The organism is Brevibacterium aurantiacum (genome assembly GCF_003932995.1).
Classification (GTDB): Bacteria; Actinomycetota; Actinomycetes; order Actinomycetales; family Brevibacteriaceae; genus Brevibacterium; species Brevibacterium aurantiacum.
Window position 1 is genome coordinate 4,013,108 of record NZ_CP025333.1, and the last position, 25,527, is coordinate 4,038,634.

General features: G+C 59.3%; 18 protein-coding genes. 7 read left to right on the top strand and 11 right to left on the bottom strand.

Features of this window, described 5'->3' with window-relative positions:
* Positions 1–31 precede the first annotated feature (31 nt).
* The 3 genes from CXR25_RS18460 to CXR25_RS18470 form a co-directional block, all read right to left on the bottom strand.
* On the bottom strand, positions 32–2,485 hold the full coding sequence (locus CXR25_RS18460; RefSeq protein WP_241212357.1) for a transglycosylase domain-containing protein: 2,454 nt from the start codon (positions 2,483–2,485) through the stop codon (positions 32–34).
* 341 nt (positions 2,486–2,826) lie between these two features.
* Positions 2,827–4,533, bottom strand: a complete 1,707-nt coding sequence (locus CXR25_RS18465) for an AMP-binding protein (RefSeq protein ID WP_125240869.1) — start codon at positions 4,531–4,533, stop codon at positions 2,827–2,829.
* Positions 4,534–4,644: 111 nt separating this feature from the next.
* Positions 4,645–6,147, bottom strand: a complete 1,503-nt coding sequence (locus CXR25_RS18470; RefSeq protein WP_125240870.1) for a CCA tRNA nucleotidyltransferase — start codon at positions 6,145–6,147, stop codon at positions 4,645–4,647.
* 120 nt (positions 6,148–6,267) lie between these two features.
* On the opposite strand from CXR25_RS18470, the gene CXR25_RS18475 reads away from it, so the two are divergent.
* The 7 genes from CXR25_RS18475 to CXR25_RS18505 all read left to right on the top strand — a co-directional run bounded on the left by CXR25_RS18475 (position 6,268) and on the right by CXR25_RS18505 (position 16,182).
* Complete coding sequence (locus CXR25_RS18475) at positions 6,268–6,756, top strand: NUDIX domain-containing protein (protein ID WP_096146167.1); 489 nt, start codon at positions 6,268–6,270, stop codon at positions 6,754–6,756.
* Positions 6,753–9,083 (top strand): DUF6049 family protein, encoded by a 2,331-nt coding sequence (locus CXR25_RS18480; RefSeq protein WP_125240871.1) that lies wholly within the window; start codon positions 6,753–6,755, stop codon positions 9,081–9,083. The genes CXR25_RS18475 and CXR25_RS18480 overlap by 4 nt, the downstream gene beginning before the upstream one ends.
* 3 nt (positions 9,084–9,086) lie before the next feature.
* Positions 9,087–10,700: a murein biosynthesis integral membrane protein MurJ gene (gene murJ / locus CXR25_RS18485; protein ID WP_096146169.1), complete on the top strand. Its 1,614-nt coding sequence runs from the start codon at positions 9,087–9,089 to the stop codon at positions 10,698–10,700.
* A 25-nt stretch (positions 10,701–10,725) separates the two neighbouring features.
* On the top strand, positions 10,726–13,296 hold the full coding sequence (locus CXR25_RS18490; RefSeq protein WP_096161513.1) for a protein kinase family protein: 2,571 nt from the start codon (positions 10,726–10,728) through the stop codon (positions 13,294–13,296).
* 190 nt (positions 13,297–13,486) lie between these two features.
* The gene (gene trxB / locus CXR25_RS18495; protein ID WP_096146171.1) at positions 13,487–14,482 is read left to right on the top strand and encodes a thioredoxin-disulfide reductase; all 996 of its coding nucleotides are present in this window, start codon (positions 13,487–13,489) and stop codon (positions 14,480–14,482) included.
* Positions 14,483–14,624: 142 nt separating this feature from the next.
* Complete coding sequence (trxA, locus tag CXR25_RS18500; RefSeq protein WP_009882752.1) at positions 14,625–14,942, top strand: thioredoxin; 318 nt, start codon at positions 14,625–14,627, stop codon at positions 14,940–14,942.
* A gap of 97 nt (positions 14,943–15,039) precedes the next feature.
* Positions 15,040–16,182, top strand: a complete 1,143-nt coding sequence (locus CXR25_RS18505) for an N-acetylmuramoyl-L-alanine amidase (RefSeq protein WP_081448544.1) — start codon at positions 15,040–15,042, stop codon at positions 16,180–16,182.
* Positions 16,183–19,083: 2,901 nt separating this feature from the next.
* Here the strand turns inward: CXR25_RS18505 and CXR25_RS19090 are convergent.
* From CXR25_RS19090 to rpmH, 8 genes are all read right to left on the bottom strand, one after another.
* The gene (locus CXR25_RS19090) at positions 19,084–20,205 is read right to left on the bottom strand and encodes a ParB/RepB/Spo0J family partition protein (protein ID WP_226829954.1); all 1,122 of its coding nucleotides are present in this window, start codon (positions 20,203–20,205) and stop codon (positions 19,084–19,086) included.
* Between the two features lie 760 nt (positions 20,206–20,965).
* The gene (locus CXR25_RS18515) at positions 20,966–21,862 is read right to left on the bottom strand and encodes a ParA family protein (protein WP_009882749.1); all 897 of its coding nucleotides are present in this window, start codon (positions 21,860–21,862) and stop codon (positions 20,966–20,968) included.
* Between the two features lie 66 nt (positions 21,863–21,928).
* Positions 21,929–22,567 carry a 16S rRNA (guanine(527)-N(7))-methyltransferase RsmG gene (gene rsmG, locus CXR25_RS18520; RefSeq protein ID WP_226829774.1) on the bottom strand — a complete coding sequence of 213 codons (639 nt, stop codon included), beginning with the start codon at positions 22,565–22,567 and terminating at the stop codon, positions 21,929–21,931.
* Positions 22,560–23,141: a Jag family protein gene (locus CXR25_RS18525; RefSeq protein ID WP_096160148.1), complete on the bottom strand. Its 582-nt coding sequence runs from the start codon at positions 23,139–23,141 to the stop codon at positions 22,560–22,562. Before CXR25_RS18525 ends, rsmG begins: the two co-directional genes overlap by 8 nt.
* Before the next feature lie 9 nt (positions 23,142–23,150).
* Positions 23,151–24,110: a membrane protein insertase YidC gene (yidC, locus tag CXR25_RS18530; protein ID WP_125240872.1), complete on the bottom strand. Its 960-nt coding sequence runs from the start codon at positions 24,108–24,110 to the stop codon at positions 23,151–23,153.
* Between the two features lie 172 nt (positions 24,111–24,282).
* Entirely contained in the window at positions 24,283–24,537 is a 255-nt protein-coding gene (gene yidD, locus CXR25_RS19095) for a membrane protein insertion efficiency factor YidD (RefSeq protein WP_226823932.1), read from the bottom strand.
* Positions 24,538–24,619: 82 nt separating this feature from the next.
* Entirely contained in the window at positions 24,620–24,985 is a 366-nt protein-coding gene (gene rnpA, locus CXR25_RS18540) for a ribonuclease P protein component (RefSeq protein ID WP_096146177.1), read from the bottom strand.
* 2 nt (positions 24,986–24,987) lie between these two features.
* Positions 24,988–25,125: a 50S ribosomal protein L34 gene (gene rpmH / locus CXR25_RS18545; protein ID WP_009882743.1), complete on the bottom strand. Its 138-nt coding sequence runs from the start codon at positions 25,123–25,125 to the stop codon at positions 24,988–24,990.
* Positions 25,126–25,527: the final 402 nt, after the last annotated feature.

The window sequence follows — 25,527 nt, forward strand, 5'->3', positions numbered from 1 at the left end:
AGGTTACCGGCCCGAGGGCCGATGACTGCTATCAGCCCCCGAGACCGAGTGGGTCGCCGTTGCCGTTGTTGCCACCGCCGGTATCTCCACCGCCGCCGGTGTCACCTCCACCGCCGGTATCTCCACCGCCGCCGGTGTCACCTCCGCCGCTGGTGTCGCCACCGCCGCCGTTGTCACCACCGCCGCTGGTGTCGCCGCCACCGCCAGTGTCACCATCGCCGCCGGTATCTCCACCGTCGCCGTTGTCACCGTCACCGCCGGAATCGCCGCCTTCGTCCTTCGAAGAACCGTTGTCTTCGCGACCCTCGTCGCCGTCCTTGCTGTCGGCGTCCTTGTCCTTGTCTTTGTCATCCTTCGGCTTCTCGCTCGGTTCGTCGACTGGGGCCTTCTTATCGGACCCGTCGCCGCCGTCGCTGCCGTCGCCGTCGCTGCCGCTGGGTGCCTTGGGCTCTTCCTTCGGGGCGGGCGCTACCGGTTCATTCGTGTTCTTGGGCTTCGGCTTGTCCGGCAGCTCTCCGCGCTCGGGGAACTGCTCAACCTTTGTACCCTCGAGAGCTGACTTCATGTACTCGGTCCACACCTGAACCGGGAACGAGCCACCGGTCACTTGGCCACGGCCGCCGTAGGGCCCAATCGGAATCGGTTTGTTATCAACCTCACGGTAGAGGACCACCGAGGTCGCCAGGTTAGGCGTATAGCCAGTGAACCAAGCAGCTAGGTTCTTGTTAGTAGTGCCTGTTTTTCCAGCGGCTGGACGACCGAGGTTGGCAGCGTAGGCACCTGAACCGCTGTTGACCACCTGTTGCAGCGCATATGACGTTTCGGCCATTACGGCATCGTCGAAGACTCGTTCGCCCTTGGTCTCGGGCTTATACACCTCTTCATCATCGGAGCCCTGGGTGACCTTCTTGATCGCATGGGTCTCGTGATGAACGCCATTGGAGGCGAAGGTCGCATAAGCGTTGGCCATATCGATGGGCTTCACGCTGGGCGTGCCCAGAACGTTCGATTTATCCGGAGTCAGATCAATCGAACATTGGCCGGTGTCGCCCGAATCCAACTGTTCCTTCGTGCAATTACCACTCAAGCCAGCTCGCTGAGCGACATCGACAGTCTTGTCAGGACCGACCTGCACATTGAGTGCTGCATATGCCGTATTGATCGATGACTGCGTCGCTTTGAGCAGGGTCACCGGCCCATAGTTCGCACCACCGAAATTTGTCACCGGCCACGGAGACCCGCCATTTGGGAATGTCGTCGCGCTCCCCGGGTACCGGTCCGTCAATCGCACACCGTTCTCCAGTCCTGCGACGAGGGCGAAGGGTTTGAAGGTCGATCCGGCCTGTACATGACTCTGTGTTGAGGCGTTGAATGCCTGGTCCAGGTAGTTCTCACCGCCGTAGAAGGCTTCGATGCCACCGGAGTCCGGATCGATCGAGATCAGGCCGGCCTGCATCCCCTCCGGCTGATCGGGCGGCAGGTTCTTGATAGCCTTTTCGGCCTCCTTCATCCGATCCTTGTCGAAGGTGGTGGTGATGTTGTAGCCACCGCGGTCCAGCTGGGCTTCATCGATGTCGAGTTTATTCAGGGCTTCACGCCGGACAAAGTCCCACATGTAGCCGGTCTGGCCTTTGAGGGATTCTTCCTTGCTTGCTTCCTTCACCTCGGGCATCTTGACCTTGGCGGCCTGCTCTTCGGTGATGAAGCCCTCATCGGCCATCGACTTCACAACATAGTCGAAGCGATCCTGGTAGGCCTCGGGATTGTCTGCAGGGTCAGCTGCACCCGGACGCTGGATCATCGCGGCCAGCAGAGCCGACTCGCTGACATCGAGGTCCTTCGCCGACTTGTCGAAGTAGTTCTGGCTGGCAACTTCAACGCCGTAGGACCGGCGTCCCAGATAGATCGTGTTCAGGTAGTTGGCGAGGATCTCATCCTTGCTCTGCTGCTGGTCGATCTTGAGGGAAATGAACATCTCCTTGATCTTGCGATCCAGAGAATGCTCGTTGGTCAGGTAGAAGTTCTTCACGTACTGCTGTGTGATCGTCGAACCGCCGCCGGCGTACTGGTTCGTGACGACGCCGACAACGGCGCGGGAGAGTCCCTTGATCGAGATTCCGCGGTTCTCATAGAACGAAGTGTCCTCGGCGGCGATGGCGGCCTTGCGCATCGGCTCGGAGATCTCATCGATCTTCACGGACTTGCGGTCTTGGACCTTGTACTGACCGATGGGAGTCTTGCCGTCGCTGAAGTAGGCGGTCGACGTCTGACCAGTGGCCTCGATATTGGGCTCAGGGACGTCCGTGGCGGCGTAGCCGATGGAGAACAGCACGCACAAGGCGATGATGATGCTGAGTCCGCCGACGACGAGCAGCCGGATGCTGGGCAGAAAACGCGTCCATCCGCGCACACCTGAGCGCGGATAGTTGAGAATATTCTTTGTTTTCTTGCCTCTGGTTTTGGCTTGTTCTTGTCCCTTAGCCACCCAAGGTCCTCCAGGTCAGTTTGCCTGCCGCATTGCGTGGCGACGAGGTTCGATAAGGTCACACTTGAGCTTCAGTGTGGCACGCCTTCTTTGGAACAGTGTGAAAATCTCCTGAATCCAGCGCCCTTCTGCCCCAGTAGTTACCTGTCAGTACATGCGAGTAGCGTCTTTCATCCGCCCTCACCAGGGATTTTACCGTCCAGCACGGTCATCGACCACATCCAGTGCGGAATTGCTCACATTTAGCCGATTTTTCAGCTGTTGGCCGCCTGTCGGTCCACCCCTGTGCACAGAACTGTGCACTCCCATCCCTCAGCACTCGGCGAGGGATGGGAGTGCCCTCAGCCCTTGAGGTCGAAGTCCGTGTCGGCGAACTCCTTGCCCTCGACGACCGGTTCACCGCTGAACGGGTGCAGCTGGTCCTCACGGGCGCGGAGCTCTACGCGGCGGATCTTGCCGGAGATCGTCTTCGGCAGCTCAGAGAACTCGAGCCGGCGGATGCGCTTATAAGGGGCGAGATGCTCACGGCAGTAGGCGAGAATGGCTCGCGCGGTCTCCGCGTTGGGCTCGAATCCGCCGGCAGGGACGACGTAGGCCTTGGGAACAGCGAGACGCACGGGATCCGGCGATGGGACCACAGCCGCCTCGGCGACGGCCTCGTGCTCGATGAGCACACTCTCGAGCTCGAACGGAGACAGACGGTAGTCGCTGGCCTTGAACACGTCATCGGCGCGGCCGACGTAGGTGATGTAGCCGTTCTCGTCGCGTTCGGCCACGTCACCGGTGTGGTAGACGCCGCCCTCGAAGGCTTCAGCGGTCTTCTCCTCGTTTGACCAGTACCCGCTGGTCAGGCCCAAGGGGCGGGGATCCAGGCGCAGGCAGATCTCGCCCTCATTGCCCTCTTCGCCGGTCGCCGGATCGATGAGGACCACGTCGTAGCCGGGCAGAACCTTGCCCATGGAACCGTATTTGAGCTCCTGGTCGGGAGAGTTGCCGACCTGCAGGGTCGTCTCCGTCTGGCCGTAGCCGTCGCGGATGAGCACATCCCATTCCTGCTTGACCCGGTCGATGACCTCCGGGTTGAGGGGCTCACCGGCGCCCAGGGCGATCTTCGGCGGGTTCTTGAGGTGGCTGAGATCTGCCTGGATGAGCATGCGCCACACGGTCGGCGGGGCACAGAAGCTGGTGACTCCGACCCGGTCCATGGTCTCCATCAGGGCATTCGCGTCAAAGCGCGTGTAGTTGTAGAGGAAGACGCAGGATTCGGCGATCCAGGGGGTGAAGATGTTCGACCAGGCGTGCTTGGCCCAGCCTGGAGAGGCGACATTGAGGTGGACGTCTCCGGGAGTCAGGCCCATCCAGTACATCGTCGACAGGTGGCCGACAGGGTAGGACACGTGTGAGTGGGCGACCATCTTCGCCTTCGAGGTCGTGCCCGAGGTGAAGTAGAGGAGGAGCAGGTCATCGGCGCGCGAGGTGCCCTGCGGGTCGAAGCTGATGTCTTCGTCGTCGGCGTCGGCGTAGCTGTAGTCCTGCTGACGAGCGGCGTCGGCACCGACGACGATGCGGACCACCTCGGCGTTGACGTCGTCGAACTTCGCGGCATCCTCAGCACCTGCGATGACGAACTCGGCCTTGCCGCGATCGACGCGATCGTTGAGATCGATGGGACCCAGCTGAGTCGTCGTGGGCAGGAGGACCGCGCCGAGTTTGATGCCGGCGAGCATGGTCTCCCACAGCTCAACCTGGTTGTTGAGCATGATCATGACGTGGTCGCCGCGCTTCACACCGGAGCGGCGGAGGAAGTTGGCCACCTGGTTCGAGCGGCGGGAGAGTTCGGCATAGCTCCACTTGCCCTCTGAACCGTCCTGCTCGACGATCCACAGCGCTGGGTTGTCGTTGCCCTCGGCGACTTTGTCGAACCAGTCGATGCCAAAGTTGAAGTGGTCGAAGCGCGGCCATTCGAAGCCGTCGCCCGCCGCGGCAGCATCGCTGCGCAGTTCGATCAGCTTGTCTCTGGCTGCACGGAACTCATCGGTCACAGTCATCCGGATCTCCTCACATCGTCGCCTGCGCCACATCATGTGACGACAAGCACAAACATACGCGATTTACGAAGCTATCAGTTGCTGTGAGGAGGACAACAGGCGGGGTGGAGCCTAAGGCTGTTCGCCAGGCTCAGTTTCGGTGGGCCCGTTCTCGGCCCACCACTGCCGCAGAACCTCTTCGGCGCGCTCTTGCCCCAGCGGGCCGTGCTCCATCCGCTCCTCGAGCAGGTGCTTGTAGGCCTTGCCCACCAGCGGCGAGGGCTTGATGTCGAGGATGGCCATGATCTGGCGACCGTCGAGGTCGGGACGGATCGCTGCCAGCTCCTCCTGTTCGCTGAGCTTCTCGATCCGGTGCTCCAGATCGTCGTAGGCGAAGGCGAGCCGATCGGCCTTCTTCTTGTTCCGGGTGGTCACGTCTGCCCGGGTGAGGATGTGCAGGCGGGAGAGCAGTGGACCGGCATCGGTGACGTAGCGGCGCACCGCAGAATCGGTCCAGCCGGCGTCGCCGTAGCCGTAGAAGCGCAGATGCAGTTCGACGAGGCGGCCGACAGCCTTGGTCGTGTCCTTGTCGAAGCGCAGCGCCTTCATCCGCTTCGCCGTCAGCTTTGCACCGACGGCATCGTGGTGATAGAAGGTGACGGCCCCACCGGGCAGGAACCTGCGGGTCGCGGGTTTGCCGACATCGTGCATCAGCGCCGCGAACCTGACGACGAAGTCCGGCACCACGAGGCGGTTGGGATCATCGGCGCTTAACCCGGCTTCGCGTTGTTTGGCCGCATACTGCTCTTCAAGCTCGACGGCTTGGCGCAGCACGGTCAACGAGTGCTGATAGACGTCCTTGTGGCGATGATGCTCATCGGTCTCGAGCTGCAGGCCGGCGACTTCGGGCAGAACATGATCGGCGACATCGGTGCGTACCAGCAGATCGATGCCCACGGCCGGGTCGATGCCGGTCATCAGCTTGAACAGCTCCACCTGGATGCGTTCGGCGGAGATGATCGCGATCCGATCGGCCATGTCACGCATCGCCGCTTCCACCTCGGCGACGGGATCGAGACCCAGCTGAGCGGTGAATCGTGCGGCGCGCATCATGCGCAGGGGATCATCGGAGAACGAATCCGCGGCGGTGCCCGGGGTGCGGATGACACCCTCGACGAGGTCGGTGAAGCCGTCGAACGGGTCGACGAAGGTCATCGCCGGGAGTCGAATCGCCATTGCGCCGATCGTGAAGTCGCGTCGGACCAGATCAGCGTCGAGGTCTGTGCCGAACTGCACCGTCGGCTTCCGCGATTCCGGATCATAGGCCTCGGCGCGGTAGGTGGTGATCTCGATCTGCGCACCGGATTTGATCGCGCCGATGGTGCCGAACTCCCGGCCGATGTCCCAATGAGTGTCCACCCAGTCGGAGATGAGGGAGAGGATGTCATCGGGGCGCGCATCTGTGGTGAAGTCGAGATCGGGCATCGGACGGCCCAGCAGTGCATCGCGAACGGAGCCGCCGACGAGCGCGAGTTCGAATCCGGCCGCGGCGAAGCGCTTGCCCAAGGGCCCGAGGATGTTCTCGAGCTCATCGAGCTTGTCGTACAGACGGGCGTGCGCGGTCTTCGGGTCCACCGAGCTCCTTCGTGTTCTACCGTGTTCGTTCCAATCGGAGACGACTCATCTACAGCCGAGTCCAGCCTACCGGGAGCGCGCCCCACGACACTTCCAAGAATCGCCTACTAAGGTAGGAGAATGACCACACCGATGCCCAAGCCGGGACCCAGAGCGTCTCGTCGCACCACGGTAGAGGAGATATCCGCCGGGGGCATCGTCGTCGACTTCACACGCCCGGAACTGACCGTGGCCGTGATCGCCCGGATCAACCGGGCAGGACGGATCGAATGGTGCCTTCCCAAGGGTCACCTCGAAGGAATTGAGACCCCCGCCGAGGCGGCTCGCCGTGAGGTGGAAGAGGAGACAGGCATCCTCGGGCAGATTGTCTGCCCCCTTGGCACCGTCGACTACTGGTTCACGGTGACCGGAATCCGAATCCATAAACTCGTCCACCACTTCCTGTTGCGTGCACGGTCGGGGACGTTGACCGTGGATAATGATCCTGACCAGGAAGCGATCGACGCTGCGTGGATTCCGTTCAACGATCTGCGCTCCCGGCTCTCATTCGCCAATGAGCGTCGCATCGTTGCCGCCGCCCGTCCGATGGTCGCCCGATTGGAGCAGTGAAACCCATCAGCCATATGCGTTTCCTCCTCGCCCTGCTGAGCACAGTCCTGCTGCTCGCAGGGTCAGTTTTCGCTGTCCCGCTCATGAGTGGAGCAGACCCCGCACGTGCGGCGACGAACACCGATTCGAGCGACGCCGAGGTCTCGATCACCCTCGACGAGGTCACACCATGGGTGGATGAGAAGGGCACGCTCACGGTGCGCGGCACGATCACAAATCCCACAGATCAGGCGATCTCCGATCCCAATCTGGCTCTGGCGATGTCCACACAGAAGCTCAACTCCGGACGCAAGATCCAGAGTTGGAAGACCGATCAGTCCCGGAACCGTCTGGTCGCTGACATCGAGAACGACGGCCCCGATGCTCGCGAGAAGTCAGAGGACGCCGGGCAGGACTCGGCCGAGGACGCAGATCCGATGACTGAGGTGGACACCGCCTTCGACAAAGAGATCGCGGCCGGGTCCTCCTCGGAATTCACGTTCTCCGTCCCAGCCGATGAGTTGGGGCTGCAGAAGTCCTCTCCGGTCTCGGCCTGGGGTCCACGCGGCCTGAGTGTGCAGCTCGGTGATGACACCGGACGTCTGGCTTCAGAAGTCGGATTCTCCACCTGGTATCCGAGCCCGAAGTTCGACAAGACCAAGGTCAGCATGCTCGCCCCGGTGACGCTTCCGGCTCACACCACCGACGGGATCATCGATCCCGACGAACTCGACAAGGCGATCGGCAAGGGCGGTTCCCTGACCGCGATCAGGAACGTGCTCGACAATCCTGGAGTGGGCATCGCAGTCGACCCCAGGGTCATCGCCTCCTTCGAGGCCGCGATTGCCGACCCAGCTTCCGAGGATGAAGGGTCGGATCCCGAGGAGACCGACGAACCCACTCCGCAGGACACCGAAACGGCGACCGCAGGACCCGATGCCCAGGACACCGACCCTGGTGCGAACTCCGATGATCAGGGCAGTGCCGACGGGCTCACCGCCGATGAGTTGAAGGCCCAGGAAGAGCAGCGCAAGCGCCTCGACACCTGGTATCAGGATTTCCTTGACGAGGCACAGTCGCACACCGTCATCGCTCTGCCCTTCGGAGATCCCGATCAGACGACTCTGCGCAAGGGCGATCTGAAGAGCCTGGGGACCTTCGCACGGAAGCAGCGGATGATCGTCAAGGATGTCCTGCCGAAGGCCAAGACCGACATCGCTTGGCCCATCGCCGGCTCCGCTCAGCGTTCTGACCTGGCCGCCTTCGCCAAAGCCGGGGACAAGGCAGTGATCCTCGACAACACCCAGCAGCCCTCTCTGGGTGGCGTCCACGACAACGCCCATTCGAAGACCCGACTCACCTCCGATGCTCAGTCGTCGATCGACACTCTGATCAGCGATTCGGCTCTGGCGAAGCAGAGCGCTCAGGTAGCCGACTCGGACCATCCGGCCTCCGGGATCTCGGAATTGGTCGCAACGACCGCTGCGATCCAGGCCGAGGCCCCCTACCGGACACGGCACCTGCTGCTGCCCATGCCACGTACAGCAGCCTCGGCGAACTGGGAGCAGACGGTCGGGGCCGTCGCGGACGCCCCGTGGGTCGACCCCTCCGGCATCGATGAGCTCCTCGACACCGATGTCGTGCCCCGTGGCGTGCTGCAGACCGGGACGGATTCGAAGACCATCGGCGCGAAGGCTGTGAAGAGCCTTGCAGAGACCCGGACGACGCAGAGGAAATTCAACAGTGTGTTCTCCGATCCGGCAGGAGCGAATGCTCGGCTGGACCGCGAACTGCTCAGCTGCACCTCGGTGGCATGGACGCTCGGTGGAAATGCGACTCGCTGCGCTGACGAGGCTCAGGCGTCGAGTGAGAAGGTGAGGAACAGCATCCATCTCGAGAAGGGCTCCTCGGTGCTGCTGGTCACCGGTGAGGAGACGACCATTCCGGTGACGATCGTCAACGATTCCTCCGCCGAGGCGAAGATGAGCATCAGGATGAAGCCGAATACCCCGCAGCTGCGGGCCGAACCCACAGAAACCGTGGTCGTGCCAGCTGAGGAGACCATGCGCGTCGACGTTCCGGTCAAAGGCCTGGCAAACGCCGACGTGCCGACGACGATCGAGATGGTCGCCACCGATGACGTCGTTCTGCCGAAGGACGAGACGCTGCTTGTCAGAGTGCGGGCCGACTGGGAGAACATCGGCACGGCGGTCGTCGGATTGGCACTGGCCGCCGTATTCGTGATCGGCTTGATCAAGACGATCTCCCGCGGCCGCAGGAAGATCCCCGAACAGCAGCTGGCTGATGCGATGGCCCGCGCGAAGAACGACGAATCGGAAACGAGGTAGGACTTGTCCAATCTTTCATCATTGGCCAAATCCTCGGCCATTATGACCGCAGGTACCCTGACCTCGCGCATTTTGGGCTTAGTCAAGGCGTCGCTGCTCGCAATGGCGATCGGGGTCACCGCGGTTCAGGCCGACGCCTTCGATGTCGCCAACAAGGTGCCCAACACCCTGTACATGCTGCTGGCTGGCGGTGTTGTCAATGCCGTCCTCGTCCCGCAGCTCGTTCGGGCGTCGAAGAGGAAGGACGGGGGCGAAGACTACACAAACCGTCTGCTGACCTTGGCGTTCCTCATTCTGGCGGCGGTCGGCCTCATCGCGACCCTGGCCGCACCGCTGCTCGTCTGGCTCTACTCCTCGGGCTGGGGTCCGGATCAGATGGCCTTGGCGACGGCGTTCGCCTATTGGTGCCTGCCGCAGCTGTTCTTCTACGGCCTCTACACGCTTCTGGGCCAGGTACTCAACGCCAAGTCCTCGTTCGGTCCGTACATGTGGGCACCTGTGCTCAACAACGTCGTGGCCATCGTGGGTCTATTGGTCTTCATCCTGATGTTCGGCACGGACAAAGCGTCTCCGCATGGGCTGAGCACCTGGGATCCGGGCATGATCGCTCTCCTGGCGGGATCAGCCACGTTGGGAGTCGTCGCTCAGGCACTCATCCTGATCTGGCCGCTCAAGCGCATCGGGTTCAAGTACAAGCCGACCTTCGGCTTCCGCGGGGTCGGTCTGGCCACAGCAGGAAAGGTGGCGTTCTGGACCTTCTCGGCCATGCTCATCGGACAGATCGGCTTCCTCATCATCTCCCGCGTCGCTGCCGGAGCCTCCGTCCCGGGTGAGGGCAATGCCTCAAACGCCGCGTATTCCTACGGCTATCTCGTCTTCATGCTCCCGCACTCGCTCATCGCGGTATCGCTGGCCACGGCACTGTTCACCTCGTTGAGCAAGAATGCCGCAAACAAGGACACCGAGGCGGTCGTCGGCGACTTCTCCATGGGTGTGCGCATGGTCGGCCTCATCAACTCCTTCGCCGTGGCAGCGCTCATCGTCCTCGCCTCGCCCGTGGCGATGATCATCGCCGGCGACGGCCGCGAACAGGCAATGGCAGTTGGGCTCGTCATCATCGCTATGGTGTTCGGGCTCATTCCCTTCAGTGCCAACTACCTGGCACAGAGGGTCTTCTACGCCTATGAGGATGCGAAGACGCCGTTCTTCATCCAACTTCCACAGGTGATCTTCCAATCCCTTTTGGTGCTCTCGGCCTCGATCTTCCCGAATTCGGTCACGGTGGCCATCATCGGCCTGGCGATGAGTCTGGGCTATCTCCTCGCCATGATCCTGTCGTTCACGCTCTTGAAGAAACGCCTCGGCGACATTGATCTCCGCGGGATCCTGACCGCCCATATGAAGTTCTTGGTAGCAGCCTTGATTGCCGGAATTGCCGGTTACGGTCTTCTCTTCTTCTTCCCGGACTTCGCTCTGTCGGGCCAGTGGCAGGCTTTCGTCTCCACCGCCGCCGTCGGCACACTCATGCTCATTGTCTTCCTGGGAGCATGTTATTTGCTGAAAGTCAGAGAGTTGCATTCGATTATTGGCGTCGTTGCTGGAAAACTAAGAAAATAGCCTGCGCACTGAAGCCCCTCTGGAGGTGGTCACCCTGATCGATATCGAACCCGGCATGGTAGTTGCCGGTCGTTACGTCGTATCAACGGTCGACCGTCGCTGGCTCGAGGAGAAACCGCAAGCGGGGGCAGTGTGCACAGCCCTCGATGCCATCCTCGATGAACCTGTGCTCATCCACGTCGCCGATGCCGATGGATCCACGGATGTGCTCGAGGCAGCGCGACGGGTCTCCATCCTCGGCGATCATCGCATTGCCCCGACCTTGGACGTCGGCCATTCGAACGGACTCGACTATGTCGTGTCCAAACGCATCGCCGTCACGCCACTGAGTGAGATCCTCCCCAAATCACCGCTTCCCATCGATGCCGCCTGCGCTCTCATCGGCGAGATCGGGACGGTTCTCGTCACCGCCGCCCGACGCGGCCTGTTCCATATGTTCCTGCGCCCGAACACGGTGGGAATCACGACCAAGGGCACCGTCCTGGTCTCCGGCATCGGCATCGATGCCGCCCTGGCTCTGGGCACCGGGGTCATTTCGCCCGAGGACTATACGCCGACGAAGGCCTCACGCGAGGATGCACTGGGGCTCATTCGGCTCTTCTATGCCGCCATCACCGGCTATTGGCCGTCTGAGGAAGCATTCAACGGGATCCCCGCCGCCGGTCGTGAGAACTCCCGCATCGCACGCGCCAAGGCTCTCAATCCCGAGATCTCCAATGAACTCGATGACTTCGTCAGCGGAATCCTCACCGGATCTGATCCGGGACCGGGATCAGTGGCAGAGGTGCTGGGTTACCTGGATGAGTGGGATGCCGAGCTGCTGCGCTACGTCAACCGTGCACCGGTGCTCGACAACGACAGCGTCTTCAACCAGTCACCCCGCAGCTTCGACGAGGCAACGAGTCTGCCCGCACCACGATCGACATCGATCGGTTCTGCCCCTGCGAACACCGCCAGCGACGACCAGGTCAAGGCAGCTCTGGTTCGCATCGGCATCACCCGTCCGGGAACTCGCGGACTGGCTGTGGGAGTCGTCGGAAAGACGACGGGACAGTATGCGGATCGGATGCAGATGCGTGAGGCATCCAGCTTCCCCATCGGTAAGGACCAGCTCGACAATGCCGCCCAGGACTGGGAGGAATGGGAGCCGGAGCAGACCTATTCGGAGTACTCCGCGTACGCCGATCACGAGTATGACGAGAATCTGACCTCTCCGATCATGAATCGTGATGCTCAGGATTCGGATCCCGATACTCAGGCACTCGACATCGTCTCCGAGGACAGTGTTGAAGAGGCCGAGGACGACAACGACACCCGAGTCATCATGGACGGGGACGACAACGACACTCGAGCCATCATGGACGAAGACGATGACGGGTCGTGGTTCCTGGGCGGGATGTTCGAGACCAATGAGCAGCAGCGCGAGCATCAGCTGCGCGAGTACGAACGCGAACGCCGCATCGCCAAGGCCAAGGAAGACGAAGCCCGCCGGCGCATCGCCGCGCTCGAGGCCTCGTCGGCAAGTAAGCGGCAAGAGGCCAGCACCTCCACGCCGCCCAAGCAGGTGCGCAGGCTCTCGCCCAATTCGGTCGATGATTCAGACACCAAGTCGGCTCGGACGACTGCTCCCGTTCCCGCGGTCTCGCCCGATAAGCAGTCCGACGACAACTCGCGCTCCGGCAAGGCAGGGGCTGCAGGTGCCGCGGGTGCGGCGGCTGTCGGCGCCGCCGGTGCAGCTGCGGTTGCCGGTGCTTCGAAAGCGGACGGTTCCGCAGGCAAAAAACAGGCCGCAGGAAAGAAACAGTCCGCGGGCAAAAAGCAATCTGCAACGGCAGGAGCCTCGACCGGCAGCAGCACAGCGAACTCAGATGCACCGGCGAAGAAGTCTGGCGCAGGGAGTGCAGCAGCAGGGTCTGCGGGTGCAGCGGCCGGCGGTGCAGGTGCAGCGCCAGGCGGGCCTACGAACACCGGCGACGGCTCGGACGAGGACCCTAAAAACACCCGAAGGCCATTCGCCTGGCTAGTCCTCGCGCTGGTGGTCATCGCCGCCATCGTCATCTCGATCGCCGTCTTCAGCTTCAACTCAGGCGAAGAGAACCCCGACCCAGTCGCTGAAACCTCGGCTCCGGCAGACACGGATGACGGCAAAGACAAGAAGACAGAGGAACCTCAGGCCAAACCTCCGAAGATCGATAAGGTCACAGCTTTGGATCCCGAAGGCGACAATGAGGAGAACGACGACCAGGCTCAGGATGTCGTTCCCAACACCGACGGGTCCTGGCGCACCGACCGCTACAACTCGGCGTCCTTCGGCAACCTGAAGTCCGGCGTCGGTCTGCTGTTCGAACTCGAAGACAAGACCACGGTGAAAGAGGTCAAGGTCAAGTCTTCGAACTCGGGGGGAACCTTCGAGATTCGCGATGGTTCCGACCCTGAGGATGCAAAGAAGGTGGGCGAAGGGGAGTTCGACTCGGATGGCGTCACGATCAAACTCGATGATGACGTCGAAACCGACAACCTGATTCTCTGGGTCACCGAGCTGCCCCAGGACGAGGGCGGATTCCGCGCCATCGTCAACACCGTCGACATCAAGTAAGAATCATAGACAGACGGCTGTTCCTCAACTTCGCAAATCAGACGCCAGCGGCGCAGAAAGCCACCCGCTGCCCTCATCAGCAGGTGCGGAATAGTCGCAACCGCCGTACCGTTACAAGTACGATAGGCATTCCGTGCCGCCGTCGAGCGGGGCACTGAGAACACAGCGAGCAGAAACAGGGAATTTTCACATGACTGATACACAATTGGTGATCATCGGGTCGGGTCCGGCCGGATACACCGCGGCCGTCTACGCGGCTCGTGCGAATCTTTCGCCCGTAGTCATTGCGGGTTCTGTGACAGCCGGTGGTGAACTCATGAACACCACCGACGTCGAGAACTACCCAGGATTCCCCGCTGGTGTGCAGGGTCCGGAGCTCATGGAGAGCATGCGCGAGCAGGCTGAGAAGTTCGGCGCCGAGGTCATCTACGACGATGTCGCGAGCCTCAAGCTTGAACCCGGAGCTCATCAGATCGAGACGGCGCTCGGTGCCCGGTACACGGCGCAGGCCGTCATTCTTGCAACCGGCTCGGCGTACCGCGAGCTCAACCTTCCGAATGAGAAGAAGCTTTCCGGTCACGGTGTCAGCTGGTGCGCAACCTGCGACGGCTTCTTCTTCCGGGACCAGCACATCGCCGTTATCGGCGGCGGCGACTCCGCCCTCGAAGAGGCAACGTTCCTCACCCGTTTCGCATCCAAGGTGACGCTGATCCACCGCCGTCAGGAGCTTCGAGCTTCGCAGGCGATGCAGGACCGAGCGGCAGCCGATGAGAAGCTTGAGTACCTCCTCGACAGTGAAGTGGCTGAGATCCACGGCGAAGATTCGCTCACTGGACTCACTGTCCGCAACACCGTCACGGGCGAGACTTCCGAACTGCCCGTCACGGGCATGTTTGTGGCCATCGGCTCGGACCCTCGCACCAGCCTCTTCGGAGATCAGCTCTCGCTGCGTCCCGACGGCTATCTCAATGTCGAAGGACGAACCTCCAAGACCGCGATCGAAGGTGTCTTTGCTGCCGGCGACGTCATCGACTCGGTGTACAGGCAGGCGATCACCGCTGCAGGATCGGGTTGTTCGGCAGCGCTTGACGCTGAGCACTACCTTGCCGATCTTGAAGCAGTAGCAAAGCAGGCCGAGGCTGTCACCACTGAGGTCTCCGAGGCCGCGGCACCAGTCGCTTCCTGATATACCCACTCCACTGGGCGTAGATGAGGGCGAGTTGGCACATACTGCGTCTGCAGCTTCTCAGCCGGAACATCGCCTCGGGGAATGAATCCCACGCAACGGCTGTTTCTGCTATTGAACATCATTGAGAGAAAGGTTGGTCATGTCGACAGAAGTCACTGACGCCACGTTCGAAGAGACCGTATTGAAGTCCGACAAGCCAGTCCTGGTGGATTTCTGGGCTCCCTGGTGCGGCCCTTGCCGTATGGTCAGCCCCATCGTTGATCAAATCGCTGAAGAGAACACAGAGAAGCTCAACGTGGTCAAGGTCAACACAGACGAGAACCTTGAGACCGCGAGCAAGTATGGAATCACCTCGATTCCTGCCCTCTACGTCTTCAAGGATGGTGAGGTAGCCAAGACCATCATCGGTGCCCGGCCTAAGCCGGCGCTTGAGGATGAGCTCTCCGACTTCATCTGATCATGTTCTAAGGCGCCTGTTGTACGATCAACAGGCGCCTTAGGTCTATCCAGATGGCAGACAGGAACACGTTCAGAACTTCGCACAGCAGATTGGCATGGCATTGACTCACAACCCGCACCCGCAGTTTTCACGCGGGACCAGCTCTGAGGTGTTGCCCAACATCAAATCTCAGATGGCTCGTTTGGGGCTCAATGTCGGTGACACCGATTCTGACGAATTCGATCGCGCATTTGAGCTTGGAGTCAGGCAGTTCCAGCAAGTGCGTGGAATCCTCTGCGACGGTGTGATGGGCAAAGAGACGTTTACAGAGCTCGAGCGCGCCAGATATCAGCTGGGCGACCGTGTGCTCCGCTATGACCCCGTCAGAGTCCTTACCGGCGATGATGTACTGAGACTCCAGCGGACCCTTGCCGGACTCGGGTTCTACGCAGGCCGCATGGATGCCGAATACTCCGCAGTCACGGACGCTGCTGTCAAAGAGCTGCAGATGAGTCTCGGGACCAAGGTTGATGGGATAGCAGGTCCACAGACCTTACGTGGACTCGATGCGATCGATCGCAAACAAGACACCGGCAATCTCTTCGCGCTCGAGGAACGAGCTCGCGTGGCAGCATCCGGAACTTCCCTTGCGGGACGAACCTTCGTCATCGAAGCTGCAACTACAGTTGTAGATTTCGTGACTCTTCCGATGACGTCAGAACAAGCGGAGACCGAGCGTCGGATTACTACTGATATAGCAACCCGCCTTGCTGGACGTCTTGAAGCGGTGGGAGCTGGCGCCATTGTTCTCGACGGAGACGCCGTCGAAGTCAACACAGCTGACCAACTTGGCGCATCTGCTGTCGTAACTGTTACTGCTGACGTCAACAAATCAAAAGACGCAAACGGAATCGCGACCTTCTTCTTCGGGCACGAGACCCATTCCGATATCAACTCTCCAACCGGTGCACGCCTGGCAGAACTTATACAGAGCGAGCTCACTGCACGAACCGGGATGAAGGACTGCAGAACCCACGCCCGCACGTGGTCTTCCTTGACAAGGCTGCGAACGCCGAAGGTACATGTGGTCTCTGGTTACCTCACCAATATGCAGGATCTCGAGAATCTTGAGGACCCCAACGTGCGAGACGCGATCGCAGACGGCATCGCGGCCGGGCTGCAGAGACTCTACGTGCGAGAGGACTCTGACCCTGAGACGGGCACCTTGAGCCTCGCGGAGATCAAGGCGTACAGCTGAAACCCACCCACTGTCGTGTTTCACGTGAAACACGACAGTGAGCTGTAGATTCCAGTTCAGTTTGTAGATACGCCCCTGCATACAGGTACTAAGCGGACGCGATTGCAACATTGAGTGATTAACCTGTTCCGCACACCAAGTAGACCTCTAGCGGGTAGACCGCACAGTAGAGCGCATTACGCACGTCAAACTACGATCTGTGACCACACTGCACTCTAGATAAGAGGTGTGCTGACAGGTCGTACACGACGTCGAATCAGCCAGTTGCTAGTCAGTAGGTAGAAATCATCACCTACTCACGAATCGAGAAGACACGCTAGGAATCGCACAGCGCGGCTGGACTCGTCCGAACCCGTCAAATCACACTGCCACACGGCATGCGCTGCAGATCGATATGCTATACGACATCATTGTGGACATACCGGTCTTGAGACGAACACCAACAGAAGTCAATACTTCATAGCCGCTGATTCACTTACACCTAACCGAAACTCGATCGCATAGTTTCACGTGAAACGTGTGCCTGGTAGAAGGATGGCCAAACCCGGGCGATTCGACGGCGCCCAAGAGTTACCAGTTCGCGGGTTTACACGATGGCTATGAATCCCACAGAGCCACCCCGCAGTCACAAAAAGGATATCGCTGCGCAGATGCCATAGGGGCACAGTCTTCGGTAGCTCAATCACACCGGACACGTATTAACTACTTGAACACCAAATCGCCTATCTGCCCAACATGGTAAGAGCGATACGCCTGGTTGGTAATCGTTTCACGTGAAACGCGACGCGTACCTTCGTTACAACGGCCGAGAATACAGCGTTCCCGGAAAAACGAAGCTGCGATAGTACCGCTGCCCCAGGCAGTTGCCTTCAGCACCCCCCATTCACGGGCGTTCCCAAAACGGAAAAGGGGTAGTGGCGATCAAACGACGGCCTCCTGCTTCCGCTTCTAGCCGCACCAGTGCCAAAACGATGAGTGGGCAATGTTTCACGTGAAACAATCTCGAATGTAAATGACAATGCCTCAAATGGCACCCATATACCTCCACGAATCGACACGAGTCCCCGCTACTAGCATTGAAATCGGTCTCGCGGTGGGCGTAACCGATTGCCGATGCCGGCAAGCCACCGGCGGTACGAGCACAGTGCATACGAAATCGTTCCAACTCGCGAAGAAGGGTTCCTGTAAAAGGCCGAGGAGCCACATGTATAACAGCGTTTCACGTGAAACGTAAGTATTGAATGGACCAGGTGTAAGTGGTATCCAGTCACGAATATCGAAAGTCCGCATGTCGCACGCGGTGACTGTGCGAACATTCTGACCATGTTGCAGTCAGCCTCTAAGACAACAAACTCAAGTTTGAGTGGAGAATACGTAGAGGCCGGCTTACTCGAATCGGCTTGTTCCACGTGAAACATAACGCCCCAAGTACATGAACTGTCAGTCAACGCGCCGCGGACAATCGTAGCTACATAGCAATCAAACAATCGCTTTCGACAACTTCCGAGACGATCTAGGGCGATTCTGCACCGGTGGCTACGGGCAAGAACAGCCATGTGTTCCACGTGAAACAACGCATACATCGGGCTCCGGGCCCATGTCCTTCACTCGAATCGGTAGTAGGGATCGTAATCCCGAAAGAACGCGTAATGCAGATCCTCAGTAACAATATGCATTGGACCAGGCACTGCGGATTTCTCAAGCAGTGCTGCTGCGCCGAATCTCGTTCTGCGCTGAGAAAAGAGAATGACCCTGGTAGACAACTAGGGCGAAGTTGGTGATCCCTTTTCTTCAGATGAGGCACCGGCCGCAAATAGACACAGGAGCATCATGCGAACGTGACAATTCCACTGGAAATTGATGTTCCACGTGAAACATTTACTCCATTAGGAAGACCGGCCTAAAGCTGGCCTCCGAATCATTAGAGACTCTCACACGTATACGCTGATTCAGTTGGAGTTAGGCCTCCGCCTAGTACCAATATATGCAGCTGAATGTTCTCGATTGGTCCATTCGCAGGGTTAACCCGTACCTAGTCACACTACCGAAAGACCAGATAGACCACGTGTGCGTCCCTACCGCATGTCTGTGCCAAATGATTGCACTCAACAAAACAGAAGAACAGCGTTTCACGTGAAACATCTATAGCGAGCCCGGTTTTAACGCTCTCGGCTGACAGCATTTCGACAATCACGTATCAACAATCGTCAGAGATATGGATCCACTAGACCATTCTTTAGAACTGGAGTCGCTCGCACAGTGCTTTTCGACGCCCACTCGCCAAACGGCGTTGGATTGCTCTAGTCGCGCCGACGCTAGGCATCGCCACGTCTTTGCTGTTTCACGTGAAACGGCCTGTCGATGGGAATTCGGACTGACCCATAACCACAATGGCAAGAGCGACCTACCGAACGTTGAAATGCGACGCCGACCATGCTGCGGTTGTAACCGATGGACCTGCCGCATTCCCCAACTCTCGGGATCCATCGGACGACGGCCACAGGAACGATAAAGAGGGGAGGCTAAGAACGAACAGCGCGATAATAGACTGTTGTTTGGGCTCGAAAGATCGAGTGGTCCCTAATCTGGCACAAACGCGCCTGTTCTTGCCAGCATCAATTGTCCTCGTCAATCGAAGTGTTCCACGTGAAACAAGTGTCTTCTTCGCCAAACTGCCGGTAGACCTTGCTCAACCGTCTGAGACTAATCGAGGATAAGCATAGGCTTCTGATCGATAACCTGGCACTCCATATCCGGGGCCTTCAGTTCATTACCGTCATTCGCGCGCATTCGCTCATACAAGCGAGCTGAGTCGCACGACTCATAGACCGAACTGAATACAAAGAAGGCGGGTGAGAAGAATCCTTCTCACCCGCCCATCTTCAACCAATTGGGGAAGAACTATTCGGCCGGCGACTCCACACCCAGCAGCAGAAGAATACGGTCAAGGTCATCTTGGTTCGCGAATTCGACGCTCAACTTCCCCTTCTTCTTACCCACGGTGATGTTGACCTTTGTGTCCAGACGATCCCCGAGCCTCTCGGCAACTTCAATGAACTGGGGTGCCACTTTCGTCGTTGCACGTGAAACATTCATAGAATCACCGCGGTTCAACAGGACAACTGCCTCTTCTGAAGCTCTGACGGAGAGTCCTTCTGCGACGATGCGCTGAGCAAGAATTTCCATATGCTCTGGCTCCCGAAGTCCGAGAATTGCACGAGCATGTCCCGCCGAAATAACTCCGGCCGCAACCCGTCGCTGAACGAGAGGTGGCAGGCGGAGCAGCCGCAGTGTGTTGGAAATCTGAGGGCGTGAACGACCGATTCTCTCGGAGAGCTCCTCCTGTGTACAACCGAAGTCCTCGAGCAGCTGACCGTATGCAGCAGCCTCTTCCAATGGATTGAGTTCTGCGCGATGCAAGTTCTCGAGGAGCGCATCTCGCAGCAGATCGGTGTCGTCGACATACCGAATGATCGCTGGAATAGCGGAGAGGCCAGCATCCTTGGTCGCCCGCAGACGCCGCTCACCCATAATGAGTTCGAAGCGCTCTGAATCTCCGGGCTTCTGCCGAACGACCACAGGCTGGAGCACACCAATCTCGCGAATGCTGTGGACAAGCTCGCTGAGTTGGTCTTCATCAAAGAATGTACGAGGCTGACGAGGATTGGCATCAATCAGGTCGACGTCGATCTCGCCGAACTCTGTATCGGGAATCGAATCTACACCAGGGGTCTCGATACCGGAGTCACTGGAGCTCTCTGTGACTACTTGTTCACTATCCTGGCTATCATGATCCGCGGCACCCGAGACATCCGTAGCCGAGTCGTTCACAGCTGAGTTGTCAACGGATTGAAGCGTGGACGACGTCGCATCTACTTCATCTGTAGTTTGAGTACTGAAGCCGCTGCTTTCTTCACGCGCCTCATCGAATCTTTCGTGACCCGACCGGTATACCCCGGGGTGAGTCTCGGAAACTTCGTCATCCGGGTGAGACGTCTCCGAATCGACAGTCTCGTTCGTCATACCGCTGGAGTTTGCCTCAACATCGGGCTCCGCAGTCTCAAACACCGGTGCCGCGGCTTCATAGCTGGTGTCATACTCCTGGGCCTGTGAAGTCTCGACTGAAGATGTCGATCGCACGTTATCTAATTCCGGAGACGACGCCGCCGAAGCTGCTTCCTTCGTACTGGAACTCTTCACGCCAGACGACATCTTCTCGCTGGATGTAGAGGCTGCCGAACCGTTGTTCGCTGCCTTCGCAGGTGTTCCAGAGGTCTTGGTACCGGACGTCTTACTCGCAGATGTCTTAGCCCCCGTTGTGGTGCGCTTCGAAGCTGCACCCGTTGCGCCTTTTGCCGTGGGAGCCTTAGCCGAGGAAGCGGACTTCTTCGCGTTCGTCGAAGTCGTGGAGGCGGACTTGGCCGGAGTGTCCTTCGCAGCACTGTTGGCAGCTGTGCTCTTCGCTGGGGTGGTCTTCGCCGTTGAAGATTTGGATGTTGAGGTGCTCTTCGCGGAAGCAGGCTTCGCAGATGTAGTCTCCTTCTTAGCCGTCTTGGCCGTCGACGAGGTTGTGGTGGCTCCGGCTTTGGGCTTCCGGCGACGAGAGGACTGCATAGAGGCCGCGGGATCTGTGCGAGCGGCCCGAGCTGCCTTCTGTTCCTCTGTGCCCTGCTTACCCTCGTCAGGCTCGCCGCCGGAGAAGAACACGTCGACTGGGCGATCGCTCGACGCCGCATCCGGGATCAAAGCACCCAGTCCACGGCCCAATCCACGCTTCCTGCGTTCAGCCACGATTTACTCCTCGTTGTGCGATTTCTTCGGCTGCTTCGCGGTAGGACAAAGCGCCACTGGAATGGGGGTCATAGGAAATGACAGTCTGACCGTAGCTCGGAGCTTCAGAGATCCGTACCGAGCGTGGAATCGCCGAAGACAGGACCTGCTCAGGGAAATGGGTGCGAACATCGTCCGCGACCTGAGCGCTGAGGTTGGTTCGGCCGTCGTACATCGTCAGCAGGATCGTCGTGATCGACAGTTTGGGGTTCAGATGCTTCTGGATCAGCTGGATGTTCTTCAACAGCTGGCTCAGTCCCTCGAGCGCATAGTACTCACACTGGATCGGGATGAGGACTTCCCTGGCAGCAACGAATGCGTTGACTGTCAGGAGCCCCAGGCTCGGCGGGCAATCAACGATGACGTAGTCGACTCGATTTCCCGCTGCAGCCTCCTCGTCGAGGTAGACGCCCAGTGACCTCTGCAGGCGCTGTTCCCGGGCAACCAACGAAACAAGCTCAATCTCTGCGCCGGCCAAGTCAATCGTCGCCGGCACGCATTTGAGCGTGTCGAAGTCCGGGCACTGCGCAACCGCGTCGCGCATCGGCACATCGTCGATGATGACATCGTAGATGCTGGTGACCTCGGAATAGTGGTCGATGCCCAGAGCTGTACTTGCGTTGCCCTGCGGGTCGATGTCGATGAGCAGAACATTGAGGTTCTGATTCGCCAACGCAGCAGCGATATTCACTGCTGTGGTGGTCTTCCCGACGCCGCCCTTCTGGTTGGCGATGGTGAAGACCCGAGTAGAGTCTGGTCGTGGAAAACTCGCCTGGGACAGTCGATCAGCGCGTCGGTTATCACGCGCGATTGCAGCACCTATGGGAGACGACTCGTCCATGATCGGCATTCGGCGCACTCCATCATCCATTGGTTTCACAAAGCTATACTCAGCCTAGACCAAATCTACTTCGTACTATTTCTTGACTATCTCGACGACACGGCTGGGAACATCGAGGATTCCACCGTCGACGATGTGAATCTCCGGCTGGGACAGTCGGTACCGCTTCAAAAGCTTCTTCGTCTTCGCCAGCTCGGCCTCAACCGAAGCGCCCTTGAGAGCCAGGATGCGTCCCTCAGGTCCCATCACCTCATGAGTCCATTCGATGAGGGTCGTCATCGCTTTGACTGCGCGTGAGGTCACAACGGTGAACATCTCCTCGTCGACGAGTTCCTCAACGCGGGCGCGGACTATTCTCACATTGTCCAGACCCAGGTCGTCGACGACCATCTTCAGCCATTCGACCCGACGCTCCATCGGCTCGATGAGCACAACCTGTGCCTCGGGCCGAAGCAGTGCAATCGGAATGCCGGGCAGGCCGGCGCCGCTGCCGACATCACCGACGACATCGCTGTCATCAATGAACTCAGCGACAACAGCACAATTGAGGATGTGCCTCGTCCACAGCCGGTCGATCTCGCGGGGACCGATCAGTCCCCATTCGATGCCAGTGGTGGCCAGATGCTGCGCATACCGCTGTGCAGCTGGGTAAGCGGCACCAAAGAACTCTTCTGTGCCTGCCGGGGGGATTTCGAGGGCGGAGAGGTCAGTCATGGGCAGGACGGACAAGCACGTGCCGGCCCTCACCCTCGCCTTCGGACTCCGAAACCAATCCGGCCTGGGCGACCTGATCGTGAATGATCTTGCGTTCAAAGCTGTTCATCGGCTTGAAAGCGAATTCGTTGCCGGATTCCTTGACATCGTCGATTGCCTGCTTGGCCTTCTTGATGAGCTCATCACGACGATTGTTTCGGAAACCGTCAATGTCGAGCATGAGCCAGGAACGCTGGCCCGTGCTGGTCTGCACAGCCAGTCGGCTGAGTTCCTGCAACGCACCGAGGGTCTTGCCATCGCGGCCGACCAGGGTACGCAGATTCGAGTCATCGTCGTCCTCGCAGACGATCGACAGCTGTGCGCGGCCGTCCCCGACATCGATGTCGATGTCGCCATCGATGTCAGCGACATCCATCAGCTCTTCGAGGTAGTCCGCTGCGATTTCGCCCTCTTCCTCGAGGAGTTCTGCTCTCGTCGGCTTCGCAGCCTTCTCGGCACCGTCAACAGCGGCCCCAGCGTCGGCAGTCGCGTCGACGGTCTCATCAACAGTCGTGTCGACATTCTCTTCAGTCATGGTTCTTCCTCAGCGCTTCTTGTTCTTCTTGCGGTTCTTGCTCACCGGTTGCTGCCGCTGACGGCTCTGGTTCGGGGTCTGCTCAACTTCGGTGGCGGTCCCGCCCTTGACCTCAGACTTCTGAACAGGCTTGCCCTTGTGGGCCTTCCGCTCCAGCATCTCCTTCTCGGCTTTGGAGCCGGGGGCTGGCATATTGCGAATGACCACATGCTGCTGGCACATCGTCCAGGTGTTCGAGACGAGCCAGTAGAAGAGGACACCGAGTGGGAAGTAGATTCCGCCGATGCCGAAGACGAGTGGCATCACGTAGAGAAGCATCTTCTGCGACTGCATCATCGGGTTCGCCATAGCGGACTCCGACATGTTCTTCGCCATCATCTGCTTCTGCGTGATGAACATCGTCCCAGCCATGATGACGATGAGGATGCCTGTGAGGAGCTTGACGGAAATGCCCGGGTCTGTGAAGACTGCCGACAGCGAAATTCCGAAGACCGAAGACTGCTCTGCCTGAATCGCGAGATCCTGAGTGAATCCGCCGATGGCGCCGACCGATCCGTCGGCCACCTTGGGCATGTTGTGGATAACACGGAAGAGAGAGAAGAAGATCGGCATCTGCACGAGGAGAGGCAGACACGAGGCCCAGGGGCTGGTCTTGTTGTCGCGGAACAGATTCATCTGCTCTTCGGCCATGGCCTGACGCGAGTACTGGTCCTTCTTGCCCTTGTACTTGGCCTGCAGGCGCTGAATCTCAGGCTGCAGCAGCTGCATCTTGCGCTGAGATTTGATCTGATAGACGAACAGCGGAATCAGGACCGCACGAATCACGAGAGTCAGTCCCGCGATCGACAGCACCCAGGTCCAACCGTTGGCGGCCGGCAGGCCGATCGCCGTGAAGATCTCGTGGAAGATCGCGAGGATCCAAGCAACTACCCACTGCAGCGGGTAGAGCAGCTTGTCCATCCAGTCCATTCAGTACTCCTCGTTACAACGAATCTTCACGATCGTTCATTTTGCCATTGTTCGCAGGTCTTCGCGACACAGAACTCATCGTCCTGTTTTCGCACGTGCCGGAGGCCTTGGCCCCAAGCAGCTCGCGGTGGCCAGATGCGCTGAACATCTGTCGCACACACGTCAAGTATTGTCAGTGGCCCTCATCGTTGTGCATGGAGACTGAGCGGGCCTGGCGCGCTGAACCGGGAACATGGTCCACCCCGCCGTGGGAAAAGGGATTGCATCGCAGTATTCGCCACCCAGTTAACACCATTCCCTTGAGAACTCCGTGTATCTCGAACGCTTCCAAGCCGTACATCGAGCAGCTGGGATAATACCGGCAGACTTGCCCGTACATCGGAGACACCACGGTTCGATAGGCCCTGATGAACCACACGAACGGCATGCGCGGTCCGATCCGGATCAGCCACCACGCGGTGGGCCAGAATCCGGCTGGCCTGCGGGGCACCTCCGACGGGTGCTTCAGATCATGTTCGGCGTCCACGGCTCTCGAGCTTCTTCTGCGCCTTGTCCATCAGCATCGTGACTTCGGACTCGAGCTCTGCAAATTCTGCGTCGGCTGCTTGGGGCAATGCTCTGATGACGAACAGGGCGCCAGAGTCCAGGCTGTCGAGTCGGACCCGCATGATCTCTCGAAGACGACGTTTCACTCGGTTCCGAACAACGGCGTTTCCAACGGCCTTGGATACGATGAAACCCACGCGTGCAGCGTGGGAATCATCAGTATCAATCAGGCTGTGTGCCATCAAATGGGCCGAGCGCACACGGACGCCAGCTTTGAAGACTCTTCTGAAGTCGTCTCCGCTGCGGATCCGGTGAGCCGCGGTGATCACACTTATGCCGAAACTTCGGCACGTCCCTTACGACGACGTGCGGCCAGGATCGAACGGCCGGCACGGGTGCGCATGCGCAGACGGAAGCCGTGCTTCTTGGCGCGCTTGCGGTTATTGGGCTGGAAAGTACGCTTACTCACTTCAAGTCTCCGATTTCTAGGTTGCGGTCGAACGACAATGCGTTCTCACAAAAAACGGCGGTACGAGTCTCGACCGCCGAGCACTCCTGTGCATAAGAGCCAAAAGATATTCAAGATAATCGGATGAAGCCCGGTACACAGGACACTCCATCTTAGCGAAGGTCAAAGTTGCTGGTCAAACTCGATGGCAATGTTTCACGTCACTGTCGCGACCTGTTTGCCGAAATTCATTCTCTGCACATCTTCACCCGTCCACAAGTAACAAGCGTGTAGTTTTCCACATGGTTATCCACCAGTGTGGAGGATTACTGGGCAGACTCGTCAGTTCTCCACAAACTGTGGAAAACTATGTGGAAGTCATACACAGGTGTGGACCGTGCCAAGAACAAACGACGAAAACGG

Coding starts and splice junctions, on each gene's coding strand:
- CXR25_RS18465 (WP_125240869.1), bottom strand. CDS start 4,533: ATGACTGTGACCGATGAGTTCCGTGCAGCCAGAGACAAGCTGATCGAA.
- CXR25_RS18475 (WP_096146167.1), top strand. CDS start 6,268: ATGACCACACCGATGCCCAAGCCGGGACCCAGAGCGTCTCGTCGCACC.
- trxB (WP_096146171.1), top strand. CDS start 13,487: ATGACTGATACACAATTGGTGATCATCGGGTCGGGTCCGGCCGGATAC.
- trxA (WP_009882752.1), top strand. CDS start 14,625: ATGTCGACAGAAGTCACTGACGCCACGTTCGAAGAGACCGTATTGAAG.
- CXR25_RS18505 (WP_081448544.1), top strand. CDS start 15,040: ATGGCATTGACTCACAACCCGCACCCGCAGTTTTCACGCGGGACCAGC.
- CXR25_RS19090 (WP_226829954.1), bottom strand. CDS start 20,205: ATGACGAACGAGACTGTCGATTCGGAGACGTCTCACCCGGATGACGAA.
- CXR25_RS18515 (WP_009882749.1), bottom strand. CDS start 21,862: ATGCCGATCATGGACGAGTCGTCTCCCATAGGTGCTGCAATCGCGCGT.
- rsmG (WP_226829774.1), bottom strand. CDS start 22,567: ATGACTGACCTCTCCGCCCTCGAAATCCCCCCGGCAGGCACAGAAGAG.
- CXR25_RS18525 (WP_096160148.1), bottom strand. CDS start 23,141: ATGACTGAAGAGAATGTCGACACGACTGTTGATGAGACCGTCGACGCG.
- yidC (WP_125240872.1), bottom strand. CDS start 24,110: ATGGACTGGATGGACAAGCTGCTCTACCCGCTGCAGTGGGTAGTTGCT.
- yidD (WP_226823932.1), bottom strand. CDS start 24,537: ATGCCGTTCGTGTGGTTCATCAGGGCCTATCGAACCGTGGTGTCTCCG.